The sequence below is a fragment of the Streptomyces sp. JNUCC 64 genome, assembly GCF_054484115.1.
In genome coordinates this window covers 5868182-5884539 of record NZ_CM137015.1, presented here as the reverse complement: position 1 = coordinate 5884539, position 16358 = coordinate 5868182, and the positions used below count along the sequence as shown (strand labels likewise).

Sequence of the window (16358 nt, the reverse complement as noted above, 5' to 3'; positions counted from 1 at the left end):
CGATCATCGTCGGCCCTAACCAGGGGGTCTTTTCGGCGCTTGAGGGGCCGTCGAGGATCCTTTCTTAATTTCCGAAATTCGCCACTGCCGCTGGACGGGCGCGGAAAACGCGACTACCGAGGAATTCGGTCTTCCCGTGAACTCCCCGGCCGGTCGGCGGGCACCAGAGCACGGAGGACCTGTGACGCGTTATCGCATCAGCGGCGCGGTGATGACCCACCCCAAGCGGCTGCCCGCCGCCGAGGCACTGGCCCGGTCGGCGCCGCCCGGCGCGCTGCGCGTGGTGATGGACCCGGACCCCGGCGGGCGTCCGTCGGTGCTGCGCACCGCGCTGGCGGCCTGGTCGTCCATCGAGGAGGGCGCGACCCATCAACTCGTCATCCAGGACGACATGATCCTGTCGGAGACGTTCTTCGCCCGGGTGCGGGAGGCGGTCGCCCGGCGCCCGGACGCGGCGCTGGCGCTGTTCGCGCTCTGGGACTCCCGCAACGGCGCGGCGGTGCGGCTGGGGGCCATGGCGGGGGCGCGCTGGGTGCGCGCGGTCAACGAGTACTTCCCCTGTGTGGCGGTGGTGCTGCCGCGCGCGGTGGCGGCCGGTTTCGTGGCGTACGGCCGGGAGCGGCTGGACGCCTGGCCGGACGACATCCTGATGCTGCACCACCTGCGGCGGCGGCGGATCCCGGCCTACGTCTCGGTGCCGAGCCTGGTGGAGCACGACGACCGGGGCAGCATCTCCGGCAACGCGTTCCGGGGGCCCCGGCGGGCGGTGTGCTTCCTGCCGGACGCGCCGACGGCGGACGAGGGGCCGGTGCTGGAGGAGCTGGGGGTGGTGCCCTTCCTCAAGAACGGGACCGCCCAGTGCGTGGTCCGGGTGCCGGGTCCGGGGCCGGAGCGCTGGCTCCATCTGGAGAGCGCGGACTACCTGGCGGGGCTCGGAGTGGACGTGGACCGCTATGAACCGGCCAAAGTCGAGTTGACCGAAGCCCCCGATCCGGAGGTCGCGCGGGGTACCTGGCTGACCGCTTTCACCATGGGATTCGCCCATCGGCGGGAGGGCCGGGGCGAGGACATATCCCGGACAGCCGCCAGCACCGAGGCGCTCGCCACCCTGGGACCGGGCGGGATGAGCCACCGGCACGGCGAGGAGCGGATCGCGGAACTGCGGGCGGGGCTCGCGGAGATCGCCGCCGCCGGGGTCGCCGCCGGGCTGGAGGCCGGGGGCACCGTGGGTCCGCGTCCGGCGCGGGCCGGGCGGCCGGTCACGGTGCTGGGGGCGGCGAGTCCGCTGGGCGAACACCTGACGCGCGGGCTCACCGACCGGGGTCACCGGGTGGTGCTGCCGGTCGCGGGCGGGGCCGGGGCGGTCCGGCCGGAGCGGGGTCCGCTGGTCGATCTGCGGCCGCTGGCCCGGACGGTGGACCCGGCGGTGCTGGTCCGGTACCCCGACGGCACCGCCGTCACCCTGCGGACCGGTGATCTGTACGGGCCGGGCTGCTCCCCGCGCACCCCGGTCGGACGGATGGTGTGGAGCGCGCTGCGCAGCCACCCGGTGACGCTCACCGATCCGCCCGCCCCGCCGACGCGTCCGCTGCACACCCGGGACCTGGTCGACGCGGTGGACCGGGTGCTGGTGGACCGTCCGGCGGCCGGGGCGTACGCGCTGACCGACCCGGCCGGGGTCCCGGCGCGGGAGTTGGCGGAGGCGGTGCTGTCGGCGGTGCGTCCGGTGGGGACGGAGACGGTGGCCGCCCCGGCGCGGTCGGCCGCCGTCGTCGGCGGCGTGCGGTCCGGAGCCCGGGGGACGGCAGGGGTCCCGGTGGAGGCTCCCCGGCTCCCCGGCTGGAAGCCCACCGTGGACCTCCACCGGGGGCTGCACACCTTCATGCAGTGGCTGGCGTACGAGGGGCTCGGGCTCGCCGCCGAATGATTCCGGCCGTCCCGCCTTTTCCGTCGGCCGACGGGAAAGGCGGGGCGGAACGGTCGGCGTTCCGTGCGCGGCCCGGCGCGCTCCGTGTCCGAGCGGGGGCGGCGGACCCCCGGAAGGCGATTTGATGGCCGTTGAATTCCAGCCAACCGCGACGGAGGACGTGTGAAGCGGCGGGCGATATTCCAGGTGAAAAACGGGTTAATTCTCGGGTGATCCGCTGGCGCGGGGGCGAGGTTCGGCCGTAGTCGCGTGAACTCCGCCCGTGGCCCGGACGGGTGCGGCAGAGTCGGTGATCCACGCGGGCCCGGCGCGACTCGCCGACCGTCCGCCCGGTCCTGTGTCCCCCACCAGGAGGCCCGATGTCCCCCCGTTCGCGTCTGTCGCGTCCGCTGCGCGTCACCCTCACCGTCGCCCTGCCGCTCGCCCTCGTCGGCGGCATCGCCGTGACGGCGACCGCCACCGTCACCGAAGGGGACTCCCGGAAGGAAGCCCGGGTGCCCGAACTGGTCAGCTCCGCGACGCTGGACGAGATACCGCTCGCGGAGTTCAGCAACTCGCTGATCCCCGGCTCGGTGAGCAACGACCGGGGCGTCCACCTCGGGATCGGCAGCGACCTCTACCCGGCGGACCGGCCCGGGGAGTTCTGGGCGCTCACCGACCGCGGCCCCAACGGGCTGATCACCGTGGCCGGGAAGAAGCGCCGGACGTTCGCCGTACCGGAGTTCAACCCGGCGATCGTCCGGGTGAAGGTCGAGGGCGAACGGGTGCGGGTGCTGGACGCGCTGCCGATCACCACCCGGTCCGGCAAGCCGGTCACCGGACTGCCCAACCAACTCTCCCGTGACGAGGCCCCGTTCACCTTTGACGCGGGCACGGCGCTGGACGTCAACCCGAACGGCCTCGACACCGAGGGCCTGGCCCGGGGAGCCGACGGGACGTTCTGGCTGGTGGACGAGTACAGCCCGTCGCTGATCCACGTCTCCGCCCGGGGCAAGGTGCTCGCCCGTTACGTGCCCGAGGGGCTGAAGCTGCGCGGCGCCGACTACCCGGTGATCGAGGCGCTGCCGTCGATCCTGCTGAACCGCAAGCAGAACCGGGGCTTCGAGGCGCTGACCGTGCTGCCCGGCGGCGATCTGGTGATCGCCGTGCAGAGCCCGCTGCTGGTGCCCGACAAGGCCGCCGGGGAGGCGTCGCGCAATCTGCGGCTGCTGCGCTTCTCCCCCGAGGAGGGCGAGGTCACCGGCGAGTACGCCTACCGGGTGGACCCGGTGAACGTGGTGGACCCGGCGGAGCACGACCAGTCGGAGCTGAAGGTCTCCGCGCTGGTCCCGGTGGGCCCGAGGACCGTCCTGGTCCAGGAGCGCACCGACCGCACCGCCCGGCTGCACCGGGTGACCCTGCCGACCGACGAGGGCATCCTCGACAGCCGCTGGGACGACGTCACCACCTCCCCCAGCTACGAGCAGACCGAGGACCTCGCCGCCGCCGGGGTCGACGTCCTCGCCAAGGACCTCGTGGTGGACCTCGGCAAGATCCCCGGCGTGCCGGGCAAGGTCGAGGGCGCCGCGCTGGTGGGCCGGGACACCCTGGCGCTGATCAACGACAACGACTTCGGGATGAGTGACGGCCCCGACGCGTTCGACCAGAACGGCAGGCTGCGGGACAGCGGGCTGAACACCCGGATCACCCATGTGAAGCTGCCGGAGGCGCTCCGCCGCCGCTGAGCGGAGACCACCGCCCCGGGGCGCCCGGACACCCGGACGTCCACCCGCCGGACGCCCGGCCGGGCCGAACACCCGGACCCGCACGTACCGCCCGCCCCGCCGTCGTCATCGTCGCGCGGGGCGGGCGACGGCGCGTCCGGGGCGCACGCACGGGTCCGGGTCCGGGTGTCCCGTCCAGCGGCCCGGCGCCGTCCGGCCGTTCCCCCTGGCGCGGCGCGGAGAAGGCCGTCAGCGGGGCGCGTCCGGCGCGGGCCGACGCCTCGTACGGCGTGGAGCCGGAGAGAGCCCGGCGCTCAGCCGGACTGATCCGTGTTCCGCCGGGGGTGGACCCAGGGGAAGAGCCCGGTGAGCGCCAGCAGCACCCCGTACAGCACGGCCGCCGCCCACCACGATCCGAGCGGGCCCAGGGCCGCCACCAGCAGCCCGGGGACGATCCCCAGCGGGACCGCGCAGAGCGGCGGGCGCCACCGGACGGTGGCGGCGAGGTACAGCGGCAGCGCGACGGCGAGCGCGTAGGCGAGACCCGTGACGACGGCCCAGGAGGTGCGGTCCGTCAGGACGTACCCGCTGGAGGTGAGGGTCTGGACCGCGCGGCTGACGGCCGTTCCCCAGGCCCCGCCCTCCACGGCGAACGCGGTCGTGACCCGGCTCAGCAGGAACACCGTCACGCCCAGCGCGGCCAGCGCCAGCCCGGAGACCGTCAGCCGCGTCGCCACGCCCCGCCCCCGGAACACCAGGAAACCGAGCCGGACCAGCAGCGGGACCACCAAGGCGAGGACCACCCCGTGTCCGGGCGCCGAGAAGCCCTGGTCGGTGCTCGCGGAGACCGCCGTCCACAGCGCCACGGCGATGAGCGCCGTCCGGCCGGGGGCCAGCAGCACCAGCAGCGGGCCGAGGCAGAGCAGCGGCTTGAGGAGCCCCGCCACCAGGTGCACCGGACGCGCCCACCAGACCCGGGACGGCTGGAGGGCGGGCCAGGCGAGCAGCCCGGCGCGCAGCGCGGTGCGGCGCGGGGCGCGGGCCTTGAGCAGGTGGCCGACCGACTCGGCGCCGGTCTTGCGGAACTCCTCGACCGCCTCGTGGAACAGCTCCGGGGTGTTGACGGGGACCACCCGCAGCGGACCGGCGGGCGGTTCGTCCCCGTCCGGGGAGAGCGCCCGGACCAGCGGGAGTTCCTCGGTGAGGACGCCGCGCTGGCGCACGGCGGTGAGGACGTGGCGGACCCGGTCCCAGGTGTCGAGCGCGGGGGCGGCGGCCCAGATCCGGCCGAGGAGTTCGGCCGCCGTCGCCGGGGCGGGCACCGGCGGCCCGCCCGGGGGCGCCACCCCGCCCTGGGGAAGCAGCGCGTTCAGCTGCGGCGCGAAGTCGGCGGCGAGCCGGGCGATCAGCACGGCCTCGTCGGGAACGGCCCCGTCGCGAACAGGTCCGTACCGCTTCGCCAGCCGCTCGTCGGTGGCGATGACCGAGACCAGGGAGGCGGTGGCGTCGAGCCGTCCCCAGGTCCAGTCGCCCAGCCGCCAGCGGGCGCTGAGGAAGGCGGCGAAGTTGTTCAGCTGGTTGCCGCTGAGCTTCGCGGCGACCAGTTCCCGGGGGGTGGTGGGGGCCCCGTGCTCCGAGTCCAGCACGGTGTCCGTCGCCCAACTGCGGGTGGCCGCCGAGACGGTGTGCAGCCGGATGTCGGTCACCTCGGCCAGCGGGTCGGGGCGCAGCGCCCCGAGCAGCACCTCGGTGGCGGCCAGCGCGGTGCGGGTCAGCGGGGGCCCTCCGGCGGCGGCCGTGCGCAGGGCGCCGAACCCCGGGACGCCGTCCGGGGCCACGTTCCCGATCTCCACGCCCGTCTCGGCGATCCGGTCCCACAGGTCCTGGTAGGGGGCGGCGGGCCAACCGGTGCCGGGTGCTCCCTGTCCCGGGAAGTCCGGCCCGGGACCGAGGGTGTCCGGGTCGGGCTCCCCGGGACCGGGGGCGGACGTGCCGGGGGCGGGGCCGCCGGAAGCGGACGCGCCGGGAGCCGGAGTACCGGACGCGGAAGTGGCGGAGGCGGCAGTGCCGGACGCGGTGAAGGCGGCGGACCCGGTGGGGGCGGAGGCAGCGGAGGTGGGGGCGGAGGCGGTGGCGGCAGCAGGGGCGGACGCGGTGGCTATGGCGATCTTCCCGGCGAGTTCCCCGGCCCAGCTCTCCCACTCCGCCGGATCGGCCGGGAGGGTCCGCCGCAGGGCCGCCAGCCGGGTCGAGGCCCGGGCCACCAGGTCCACGGGATCGCCGGGGACCCCGGTGGCGGTGGCGGCGGCGAAGGCGTGCAGCAGCAGCCGGTCCCGGGCGGCGACCGTGGTCGCGACGACCAGCCGCAGGGCGTAGAGCCGTCGCCACAGACAGGTGTGATCGGGGGGCGGCCCGTCCACGGCCATCTCGCAGGCGCGCAGCCAGTCCATCAGCAGCCGCACCGCGCGGGCCGGGCCGAGCGGGGTGCGCAGGGCTCCGGGCAGTTCGTCGACCGGGGGCGGGAGGGCCGGAGCGGGCTCCAGGACCAGGGCTCCGGCGTGCTGGCGGAGCGCCGCGAGCAGGGTCACCGAGGCGTCCCCGCCCGCCACGTCGAGCGCGTCCAGAGGGCCGGGGACGGACGGCAGGGGGAGCGGATCGGGCCCGGTGACCTCGGCCGGGTCCTCCAGCAGCCGGGCGGTCCGGTCGGCCTCGGCGGCGCCGACCGCCTCCCGGTGGTCGCCGCCCCGGGGGCCCGCCGCCAGGAACAGTCCCAGCAGGGTGTCCGGCAGGACCCGGGCGGTGCCGCGCTGCCGGGCCGTACCGGCGGTGGCGGCGCGCAGTTCCCGTACGTCGTCGAGGAGGGACTCGGCGCCCGCCTTCATCCCGAAGGACGCCCCGAGGGTGCGCAGCAGCCGGGTGACGCGCCGTCCGCCGCGCCCGGCCCCGGAGGGGTCGGCGGTCGGCGGGAACGGCGGGACGGGCTGGAGGAACAGCAGCCAGCGGTCGGGCCGCCGGGTGACGGGGGCGCCCGCGATCGCGCGGACGGCCCAGGCGACGGGGATGTTGTCCAGCAGTCCGCCGTCGAGGAGTTCCACCCGGCCGCCGAGCCCGGGGTCGGGGCAGCCGGTCTCGCTGCTGACGCCCCGGAGGTCCACCGCCTCGACGCCGCCCGCCGGGTGCGCGGCGACCCGGGGGCGCCCCGGTTCGAAGGCACCCGGATAGGAGGAGGAGCAGCGGGCCGCGTAGGCCAGCCGGTCGAGGGCGGCGGAGACGTCCCCGTCGTCGTAGAAGTCGGTGAGGGCGTCCTGCGTGACGGTGGAGGTGGCCCGGTGGCGGAAGCGGAAGTACGCCTGGGAGCGGCCGGTCAGGAGCGGTGCGCCGAGGGAGGGCCGGGCCCAGTCCCGGCGGGGGTGGAGCCTGCTGCTGGTGATGATCAGCCGCAGGGACTCCACGGGGGTGGGGCGCGACGGTTCCGGCCGGGCGACCAGTTTCCCCATGACGGCGCGCAGCCGCCGGTGGAACGCCCCGTCGCCGTCGAGCAGCGAGTCCGGCACCCGGAAGGGCCGGGAGCGGCGCAACAGGCCCTCCAGATCGCCCAGTCGGAGCCAGAGGTCGCGCACGCCACTGCCGAAGGGCATGCCGTGGACGAGGTGCGAGGCCAGCAGGACGGCGTTGAGGCCGCCCGCGCTGGTCCCGGCGAGGACGTCGATCTCGGCGCGTTCGTAGTCGCAGTACCGGAGCAGTCCGGCGTAGAAGTCCGACGGGGGCTCCTCCGGGGAGGCCGTGGGGGCCGCGTCGCGCAGCGCGGCCATCTCCTGGCAGGCGCCGCCCATCCAGACCGCGAGGCTGACGCCGCCGCGCATCGCGAGGGCGAGCCGCAGTTCCTTGGCGTGCCGGGCCGGGGAGGCGGGGTCCGGGCCCGGGTCGCTCGTCTCCATGGGCCCAGGGTGGGGGCACGGGGCGCCGGTCCCGGGGAGGCTCCCCGCCCGTACCGCCGGACGGATGCGGGCCGGGCCGGAGACGGATACGGGTGAAGCCGTGAACCGTGGGGGAGGCGGTAGCGGGAAGGCGTCAGTCCAGATAGCCCCGGAGCTGTTCGGCCAAGGCGTGGTCGCGGAGCTTGCCGAGGGTCTTGGACTCGATCTGCCGGATGCGTTCCCGGGTGACGCCGAAGAGGCGGCCGATCTCCTCCAGGGTGCGGGGCCGTCCGTCCTCCAGGCCGTAGCGGAGCTGGACGACCTTGCGCTCCCGTTCGCCGAGGGTGGAGAGCACGGCGTCGAGGTGTTCGCGCAGCAGCAGGAAGGCCGCCGACTCGACCGGCGAGGCGGCGTCGCCGTCCTCGATCAGATCGCCCAGCGCCACGTCCTCCTCCCCCACCGGGGCGTGCAGCGAGACGGGTTCCAGAGCGAGGCGCAGCACCTCGCCGATCCGTTCCGGCGGCAGCCCGAGCTGGGCGCCGATCTCCTCGGGGGTCGGCTCCCGACCGCTCTCCTGGAGCATCCGGCGCTGGAGGCGGACCACCCGGTTGATGAGTTCGACGACGTGGACCGGGACCCGGATGGTGCGGGCCTGGTCGGCGAGGGCGCGGGACATGGCCTGCCGGATCCACCAGGTGGCGTAGGTGGAGAACTTGTACCCCCGGGTGTAGTCGAACTTCTCCACCGCGCGGATCAGTCCGAGGTTGCCCTCCTGGACGAGGTCCAGCATGGTCAGCCCCCGGCCCGCGTACCGCTTGGCGACGGAGACCACGAGCCGGAGGTTGGCCTCGATGAGGCGCCGTTTGGCGGTGCGGCCGAGGACGACGAGCCGGTCGAGGTCGCCCGCGAGCCGGGTGTCGAGGTCGGGGGCGGTGCGCAGCCGCTCCTCGGCGAACAGCCCGGCCTCCACCCGGCGGGCGAGTTCGACCTCCTCGGCGGCGGAGAGCAGCGGGACCCGGCCGATCTCCCTCAGGTACTGGCGGAACAGGTCGGCGGGGGAACCGCCGTCCGGGGCGGTGGCCGCGGGGGCGCGCCGGGGGCGGGCGGAGGGCGCCGGGCCCTCGGGGGCGCCGGAGGCCCCGGCGTCCGGGCGGGCCGGGGACGGCACCGCCCCGGACGCGCGGGCGGGGCGGTCCTGGCCGGTCGGGGGCGCGGTGCCGTCCGGCGGGGACATCAGCACGGCGGGCAGCACGGCGGGCGCGGGCGACGGGGCGGGGGTCTGGGTCTGCACGGCGGCGACCTCCAAGGGGTTCGCTGCTCGGACGACGGAAGACGGACGGGGGGACGACGACCGACGGACGACAACCGGAGGGGACGACGACCGGCGGACGGAACGGGAACGAAGCGCTGGGGACGGAGAACGAGGAGCGGCGGACGGCGAACTGCGGGCTGCGGGCTGCGGGCTGCGGGCTGCGGGCTGCGGGCTGCGGGCTGCGGGCTGCGGGCTGCGGGCTGCGGGCTGCGGGCTGCGGGCTGCGGGCTGCGGGCTGCGGGCTGCGGCGGGACAACGGATGGGGCGGGGCCAGGGGACGGGTGACCCAGGGGGACGGCGGGTCGCGGAGCACGGGCTGCGGGGCGACGGGCTGCGGTGGCGACGGGCTGCGGTGGCGACGGGGGCGGCGGGGCGACAGCGGCGAGGGCGGGGCGGCGGGAAAGCGGGCGCGCCGCCGTCCGCCGTGCGCGGTGGGCGGTGGGCGGAACCGCGGGGGTGAGGGGTCCGTCATGACGTCGGGGACGGACCGGCCGGGCTCCGGAACTCGGGAGCCGTCCCAGTGTGCTGTACGACACATCGCCGCCACGAGGGGCGTGCGGGGACTTTTTGAGCCCTGTGGGTGACCACCCGGTCACCCACAGGGCTCACCGGCGCCCCGGGGGTCGCCTACAGCGCTTCCGCGCCCCGCTCGCGCAGGGACTGGTCGTACTGCTGGAGCACCCACAGCTCGTTCTGGACGGCGGCGAGGTGGGCCGGGTCGCCGCCCTGGCCGAGCCGGGCCAGCGTGGACTGGATGTCCCGGACCCGTCGCTCCACGGCACGGCGGCGGACGGCCACCAGCTGCTCCCCCGCGTACACCTCGTCCACGGTCCGGCGCATGATCGCCTCGACGGCCAGTTCGGTGACCATCGCGCGGACCCGGTCGTCGGGGGCGGCCTCCCGGACCCGGACCAGGTACGCCTGCGAGTCCCCGACGCCCCGGTCGGCGCCGCCCGCCTCGATCACGGCCTCCCGGACGGCCGCGTAGGGCTCGGCGGTGAACTCGTCGACCCCGTAGGCGTCGAACGCCGGGGAGACCAGTTCGGGGCGCTGGAGGGCGAGCTTGAGGAGTTCGCGTTCGGTGGCGTGCACCGGGTTGCGCAGATTGAGGGCGGGGCCCTGCGCGCGGCGGGGGGCGGCGTCCTCGTGGACGGGGGGCCGGGAGCGGTCCGCGCCGGGGGCGGGGGCGCCGCCCCGGCTCCGGGCCCACTGGGCGAGCTGGCTGATCCGTTTGACGACGAACTGGGTGTCGAGGATGCCGACGAGCCCCGCGAGCTGGACGGCGACCTCGTGCTGGGAGGCGCTGTTCTTGATCCGGGCGACCACCGGGGCGGCCTCGTCCAGGGCGGCGGCGCGTCCGGCCGGGGTGTCGAGGTCGTAGCGGGCGACGATCTGCCGCAGCGCGAACTCGAACAGCGGGGTGCGGGGCTCGGCCAGCTCGGCGACCGCCTGGTCGCCCCGGGCCAGCCGCAGGTCGCAGGGGTCCATCCCGTCGGGGGCGATGGCGATGTACGTCTCGGCGGCGAACTTCTGGTCGTCCTCGAAGGCGCGCAGCGCGGCCTTCTGTCCGGCCGCGTCCCCGTCGAAGGTGAAGATCACCCGGGCCGAGCCGTTGTCCATCAGCAACCGGCGCAGGATCTTGATGTGGTCGCCGCCGAAAGCGGTGCCGCAGGTGGCGATGGCGGTGGTGACCCCGGCGAGGTGGCAGGCCATGACGTCGGTGTAGCCCTCGACGACGACGGCCCGGCTGGACTTGGCGATCTCCTTCTTGGCGAGGTCGATGCCGTAGAGGACCTGGGACTTCTTGTAGATCGCCGTCTCGGGGGTGTTCAGGTACTTGGGGCCGTTGTCGTCGTCGCGGAGCCTGCGGGCGCCGAAGCCGACGACCTCGCCGGAGATGTCGCGGATCGGCCACATCAACCGGCCCCGGAAACGGTCGATGGGGCCCCGGCGGCCCTCCTGGGAGAGCCCGGAGAGCAGGAGTTCCTTGTCGCTGAAGCCCTTGCCGCGCAGATAGCGGGTGAGGTGGTCCCAGCCCGCGGGGCTGTAGCCGACGCCGAAGTGGGCGGCGGCGTCCTGGTCGAAGCCGCGCTCGGCGAGGAACTTCCGGCCGATCTCCGCCTCGGGGTGGGCGTCGAGCTGTTCGGCGTAGAACCCGGCGGCGATCTTGTGGGCCTCCACCAGCCGGATGCGCTCCCCGCGCTGGTGGCTGGGGTTGTAGCCGCCCTCCTCGTAACGCAGGGTGATGCCCGCGGTACCGGCGAGCCGCTCCACGGCCTCCGAGAAGGAGAGGTGGTCGACCTTCATCACGAACGTGATGGTGTCGCCGCCCTCCTGGCAGCCGAAGCAGTGGAAGAGCCCCTTGGCCGGGCTGACCTGGAACGAGGGCGACTTCTCGTCGTGGAAGGGGCACAGGCCCTTCAGATTGCCGCCCCCGGCGTTGCGCAACTGGAGGTACTCGGAGACGACGGCGTCGATCGGGACCGCGTCCCGAACCGCCTTCACGTCCTCGTCGTTGATCCTGCCCGCCACGACCGTGATTCTACGGCGGCCCGCCGACACTCCCGTCCCACCCGCCGCCCGGACGGCGGGTGGGAGGAGTGCTGGGCGGTGGGCGGGAGGAGCACTGGGCGGTGGGCGGGAGGGTCCGCGCGGCGGGCGGGAGGGGTGCTGGGCGGCGGGTGGGAGAGGTGCTGCGCGGTGCGGAGGTCAGTCCGCGTCCGGCGGCGGCAGCAGCGACTCCAGCGGGACGGACGGGTCGGCGAGGGCCTCGGGGTCCACCCGGGCGCCGGAGCGGATGAGGTCCTGGACCGGTCCGGTGACGTCCCACACATTGACGTTCATGCCCGCCAGCACCCGGCCCCCGGACAGCCAGAAGGCGATGAACTCGCGCCGTCCGGCGTCCCCCCGGATCACCACCTGGTCGTAGGAGCCGGGCGGCGCCCAGCCGGAGTACTCCAGGCCCACGTCGTACTGGTCGGAGTAGAAGTAAGGCAGCCGGTCGTAGACGACCTCCCGGCCGAGCATCGCGCGGGCCGCCGCCGGGCCGCCGTTCAGGGCGTTCGCCCAGTGCTCGACCCGGATGCGGCGGTCGAACAGCGGATGGTGGACGGAGGCGATGTCCCCGGCCGCGTGGACGTCCGGGTCGGAGGTGCGCAGCGCCGCGTCCACCGCCACGCCGCCGCCCTCGGCCGGGTCGACCAGTTCCAGTCCCGCCGCCTGGGCCAGGGAGACCCTCGGCACGGCGCCGATCGCGGCGAGCACGTCGTGCGCCGGGTGCTCCTCGCCGTCGTCGGTGCGGACCGCGAGGACCACCCCGTCCTGGCCGACGATCTCGGTGAGGGAGGCGTCGAAGTGGAACCGGACCCCGTGCTCGCGGTGCAGATCGGTGAAGAGCTGGCCCAGCTCCGGGCCGAGCACCCCGTGCAGCGGGGTGGGTCCCCGGTGCACCACCGTGACCTCGGCGCCGTAGCCACGGGCCGCCGCCGCGACCTCCAGCCCGATCCAGCCCGCGCCCGCGATCACCAGATGGCCGTTGTCCCGGCCGAGGCCCGTGAGCACCTGCCGCAGCCGCTCCGCGTGGGCGAGGCGCCGCAGGTGGTGGACGCCGACGAGGTGCGTCCCGGGCACGTCCAGACGGCGCGGTTCGGCGCCGGTGGCCAGCAGCAGCTTGTCGTACGCGATGGCGGTGCCGTCGCCGAGCCGGACCGTCTTCGCGGGCCGGTCGATCCGCTCCACGGTCTGCCCGAGGTGGAGTTCCACGTCGTGCCGGGCGTACCAGGCCGGTTCGTGGACGAGGACGCCGTCCCGTTCGGTCTTGCCGAGCAGATAGCCCTTGGACAGCGGCGGTCGCTCGTAGGGGTGGTCGCGTTCGTCGCCGATCAGGATGACCCGGCCGGAGAAGCCCTCGGCGCGCAGGGTCTCGGCCGCCTTGGCGCCCGCGAGCCCTCCGCCGATGATGACGAACGTCTGATCCTCGTCGACCACGTGATGCCTCCTCATGAGCGTGCCGCCAGGGTGAGCGTCCCGCACGGGGCGGGTCGCGGGAAGGGCGGCTGACCCGATCGGGCCAGCGCCTCCCGCCGTGCGGCACCACGCGCGGTACCGGGGATTCCGCCCGCCGTGCCCTGGTCGTTGCGTGCCCCGGCCGCACGGCGTTCAGTCCCCGGAGGGCCGGATCGGCACCGGTCGGGGGGTGCCGGGCCCCGGCCGGTGGACGAACGGGGGTCCGGACGGCGGGGCGGACGGCGGGGCGCGGGGGCGGTGACCGTGGCCCCGTCCCGGCCCGGCCGAACAGGTCCGGACGGGCCGGAACGGAACGGGTCCGGACGGGCCGGTGCCGTCAGCGGGCGGTCAGCCGGGCGTGCAGGGCGGCGGCGGAGGCGTCGGTGAGGGAGGCGATCTGGTCGACGATGACCCGCTTGCGGGCGCGGTCGTCGGGGGCCCGCTCGAACAGCGCGCGGAACTGCGGGTCGAGGCCGTCCGGGGCGCGCCGGACGAGCGCCTCCGCCAGCTCCGCGACGACCACCCGCTGACCGGCCCGGATGCGTTCCTGGTCGGCGCGCTGCATCACGTACCGGTCGGCGACGGCCTTGAGGACCGCGCACTCCAGGACCGTTTCGCGGGGGACGACCAGCGAGGCGGCGTAGCGGGTGAGCCGGACTCCGGTGCGGTCCGGGTCCCAGCGGGCCCGGGTGGCGTCCTCGGCGGCGAGGCAGAAGCGGCCGATGAGCTGGCTGGTGGCGTCCTTGAGACCGGCCTGGGCGACCGCCGAGCCGTCGTAGCCGTGCGGCCACCACTCCTGGCCGAGCAGCCGGTCCAGGGCGGCGGCGAGTTCCTCCGGACCGGTACCGGCGGGGGCGTAGCGGCGGGCCGCGACCGCGAAGACGTCCCGCCGTTCGGGCGCGGAGCGCAGCGCGTCGGGGTCGACGTGCCCGGCGTGGAGTCCGTCCTCCAGGTCGTGGACCGAGTAGGCGACGTCGTCGGACCAGTCCATGACCTGGGCCTCGAAGCAGACGCGGCCCTCGGGGGCGCCCTCGCGGACCCAGTCGAAGACCGGGCGGTCGTCCTCGTAGACCCCGAACTTCGGGGAGGCCGGGTCCCGGGGGTGGCCGCCGCGCGGCCAGGGGTACTTGGTGGCCGCGTCCAGGGCCGCCCGGGTCAGGTTGAGGCCGACGCTCACCGGCTCGGCGCCCGGGGCGGCGCCGGGCGGCGGGGCGAAGCGCTTGGGTTCGATCCGGGTGAGCAGCCGCAGCGACTGGGCGTTGCCCTCGAAGCCGCCGCAGTCGGCCGCCACCTCGTTGAGGGCCTGTTCGCCGTTGTGGCCGAACGGGGGGTGGCCCATGTCGTGGGCGAGGCAGGCCGCCTCCACCAGGTCGGGGTCGCAGCCCAGGGCCGCGCCCAGCTCCCGGCCGACCTGCGCGCACTCCAGGGAGTGGGTGAGCCGGGTGCGGGGGCTCGGGTCCCAGGCGGGACCAGCGCTGCCGGGGGTGACCACCTGGGTCTTGCCCGCGAGCCGGCGCAGCGCGGCGGAGTGCAGGACCCGGGCCCGGTCGCGCTGGAACGCGGTGCGCCCCGGCCGTTTGTCGGGCTCCACCGCCCACCGGGCCGTGTCGTCCGGGTCGTAGGGGAGCGCGCCGGGTTCGGGACGGGGTGTGCGTGCTGCTGCCATGCCCCGACGGTAACCGGAGGGACCGACAGGGGCGCGGGGCCGGTGCGGGCCGGTGCGGGCCGGACCGGGGCCGGTGGGACCGTCCGCCCGGTGCCCGGTCGAGGGGGTACGGGCCGCTCGGCGGAGGGGCCCGTCCGGCCTGGGGGGACGGGGCCCCCGTACGGGACGCGGACCCCGTGCGGGACCTCCGCCGGGCCCCGCACCGGCGGCGGACCGTCCGGTCAGGGCGCGGGGGTGCGGGTGCGGGCCCGGTCGTGGGCGAGCCAGTCGCCCCCGGGTATCGGGACGCCCGCGCGGCGCAGCCGGTCGGCCACCGGGGCGGCGGCGAGGTAGACCCAGGCCCGGGCGGTGGTGCCGTCCGGGAGGGAGACGTCCCGGGTCAGCCGGTCGTACTCGTTGCGCGGATCGCCGGGTCCCGCGTAGTCCTCCAGCTCGTCGAGGGCGGCGAGCAGTGCCGGGTAGTCGGCGGGACGGGCGGTGACGAGTTCGCCGAGCACCTCGGAGGGGGCCGGGGCGGGGAGGGCGTAGGGGTAGCCGGGGCCGTCGTAGAGGGCGGCGCCGGTGAGCCGGGCGGGAACGGCGGCGGCGACCGCGTCCCGCAGATGGCTGTCGTGGTAGGTGCCGCCGGGGCGCAGGGTGCCGTACACGAAGAAGGGCAGCGGGGCGGTGCCCCGCGGGTCGTGGCCGCCCTGCGGGTCGCTGGTCATGTCGGTGGGCCCGTCCTCTCGTCGGTGGCGGAGGCGGGCCCGGCGCCCCGGCCTCCGGTGCGATTGTCACCGTCGGCCGGGGCGGGGCGGAAGCCGGGGTCAGGTCCGGTAGGGGCGCTTGTCCCGGCCCTCCCGCAGGGTCAGGCCCCACCAGGTGAGCTGGTCGAGCAGGGTCTTGGCGGCGGCCACCGGCCCGGCGGGGTCCCGCAGCCGTCCGGAGTCGTCGAACAGGGCCCCGGCGTGGGCGAAGGAGACCGTGTCGCGGACGGTGACGGTGTGCAGTTCGGCGAGGACCTGGCGGAGGTGCTCCACCGCGCGCAGTCCGCCGGAGATCCCGCCGTAGGAGACGAAGCCGACGGGCTTGGCGTGCCACTCGGCGTAGTGCCAGTCGATGAGGTTCTTGAGGGCGGCGGGGAAGGAGTGGTTGTACTCGGGGGTGAGCACCACGAACGCGTCGGCGGCGGCGAGCGCCGGGGTGACCTTGGAGAGTTCGGCGGTGACGTGGGCGGAGGGGCGGCCGGTGAGCGAGGTGGGCAGTTCAACGGCGCCGACGTCCACCAGTTCCGCGCGCAGATCGGGCCGGACGGCGATCTCGTCGAGCAGCCAGCGGGCGATGACGGGCCCGAAGCGGCCCTCCCGGTTGCTGCCGAGGACGACGGCGACCCGCAGGGGCCCGGGACCGTCCGGGGCGGCGGGACCGTCCGGCCCGGCCCCGGGCACGGGGTTCCCGATGGACACGGAGGTCTCCACGGAGTCGGAGGGAACGGAGTCGGTGCGGGAAAGGGGAGCGGCGGGGGAAACGGGGGCGGCGGGGTCGTTCCGCTGGGTGGTCATGGGCGAGAGGTTGTTACCTCGACCAAAGTCGAGGTCAAGTGGCCCTCAGCGGCGGATGGCCCGATCCGGTCGCTCCGCGCCCCGGCCACCGCGTCAGGGCGACCCGCGTCGGCCGCCCGTCACCCGTTCACCGGTATCCGTGCCCGCTCCGTGACGATTTCCCAGGGAACCGCCCTGACCTGCTGAAACAAGGACCCGATCCAGGCCGCCGTCAGCCGTTCGCCGACGTTCGGGACGTCGCGCCGGGAGGCGGGACGGGGCGCGGGGCCGTTCCCTCGTGGTGCGAG

General features: G+C 75.6%; 9 protein-coding genes. 2 read left to right on the top strand and 7 right to left on the bottom strand.

Annotation, left to right across the window (positions count from 1 at the left end; translation table 11 throughout):
• The first annotated feature begins 181 nt into the window (after window positions 1-181).
• Together ACVWNX_RS24310 and ACVWNX_RS24305 are read left to right on the top strand one after the other, a co-directional pair.
• On the top strand, window positions 182-1927 hold the full coding sequence (locus tag ACVWNX_RS24310; RefSeq protein WP_454409899.1) for a hypothetical protein: 1746 nt from the start codon (window positions 182-184) through the stop codon (window positions 1925-1927).
• A 359-nt stretch (window positions 1928-2286) separates the two neighbouring features.
• Window positions 2287-3651 (top strand): esterase-like activity of phytase family protein, encoded by a 1365-nt coding sequence (locus tag ACVWNX_RS24305; protein WP_454409897.1) that lies wholly within the window; start codon window positions 2287-2289, stop codon window positions 3649-3651.
• Window positions 3652-3944: 293 nt separating this feature from the next.
• On the opposite strand, the gene ACVWNX_RS24300 is transcribed toward ACVWNX_RS24305, so the two are convergent.
• The 7 genes from ACVWNX_RS24300 to ACVWNX_RS24270 form a co-directional block, all read right to left on the bottom strand.
• The gene (locus tag ACVWNX_RS24300; RefSeq protein WP_454409896.1) at window positions 3945-7568 is read right to left on the bottom strand and encodes a DUF3376 domain-containing protein; all 3624 of its coding nucleotides are present in this window, start codon (window positions 7566-7568) and stop codon (window positions 3945-3947) included.
• Between the two features lie 133 nt (window positions 7569-7701).
• Window positions 7702-8838, bottom strand: a complete 1137-nt coding sequence (locus ACVWNX_RS24295) for an RNA polymerase sigma factor (RefSeq protein ID WP_454409895.1) — start codon at window positions 8836-8838, stop codon at window positions 7702-7704.
• Window positions 8839-9486: 648 nt separating this feature from the next.
• Window positions 9487-11391: a DNA primase gene (gene dnaG / locus ACVWNX_RS24290; protein ID WP_454409893.1), complete on the bottom strand. Its 1905-nt coding sequence runs from the start codon at window positions 11389-11391 to the stop codon at window positions 9487-9489.
• 177 nt (window positions 11392-11568) lie between these two features.
• Complete coding sequence (locus ACVWNX_RS24285) at window positions 11569-12846, bottom strand: NAD(P)/FAD-dependent oxidoreductase (RefSeq protein WP_454409891.1); 1278 nt, start codon at window positions 12844-12846, stop codon at window positions 11569-11571.
• Window positions 12847-13201: 355 nt separating this feature from the next.
• Window positions 13202-14530: a deoxyguanosinetriphosphate triphosphohydrolase gene (locus ACVWNX_RS24280; protein ID WP_454409889.1), complete on the bottom strand. Its 1329-nt coding sequence runs from the start codon at window positions 14528-14530 to the stop codon at window positions 13202-13204.
• Between the two features lie 221 nt (window positions 14531-14751).
• The gene (locus ACVWNX_RS24275; protein ID WP_454409887.1) at window positions 14752-15237 is read right to left on the bottom strand and encodes a gamma-glutamylcyclotransferase family protein; all 486 of its coding nucleotides are present in this window, start codon (window positions 15235-15237) and stop codon (window positions 14752-14754) included.
• Window positions 15238-15336: 99 nt separating this feature from the next.
• The gene (locus tag ACVWNX_RS24270; protein WP_454409885.1) at window positions 15337-16071 is read right to left on the bottom strand and encodes an NADPH-dependent FMN reductase; all 735 of its coding nucleotides are present in this window, start codon (window positions 16069-16071) and stop codon (window positions 15337-15339) included.
• Window positions 16072-16358: the final 287 nt, after the last annotated feature.

Bases quoted from the DNA above. Each gene is read 5' to 3' on its own strand.
- ACVWNX_RS24270 (WP_454409885.1), bottom strand. From the start codon at position 16,071: ATGACCACCCAGCGGAACGACCCCGCCGCCCCCGTTTCCCCCGCCGCT.
- ACVWNX_RS24305 (WP_454409897.1), top strand. From the start codon at position 2,287: ATGTCCCCCCGTTCGCGTCTGTCGCGTCCGCTGCGCGTCACCCTCACC.
- ACVWNX_RS24280 (WP_454409889.1), bottom strand. From the start codon at position 14,530: ATGGCAGCAGCACGCACACCCCGTCCCGAACCCGGCGCGCTCCCCTAC.
- ACVWNX_RS24275 (WP_454409887.1), bottom strand. From the start codon at position 15,237: ATGACCAGCGACCCGCAGGGCGGCCACGACCCGCGGGGCACCGCCCCG.
- ACVWNX_RS24300 (WP_454409896.1), bottom strand. From the start codon at position 7,568: ATGGAGACGAGCGACCCGGGCCCGGACCCCGCCTCCCCGGCCCGGCAC.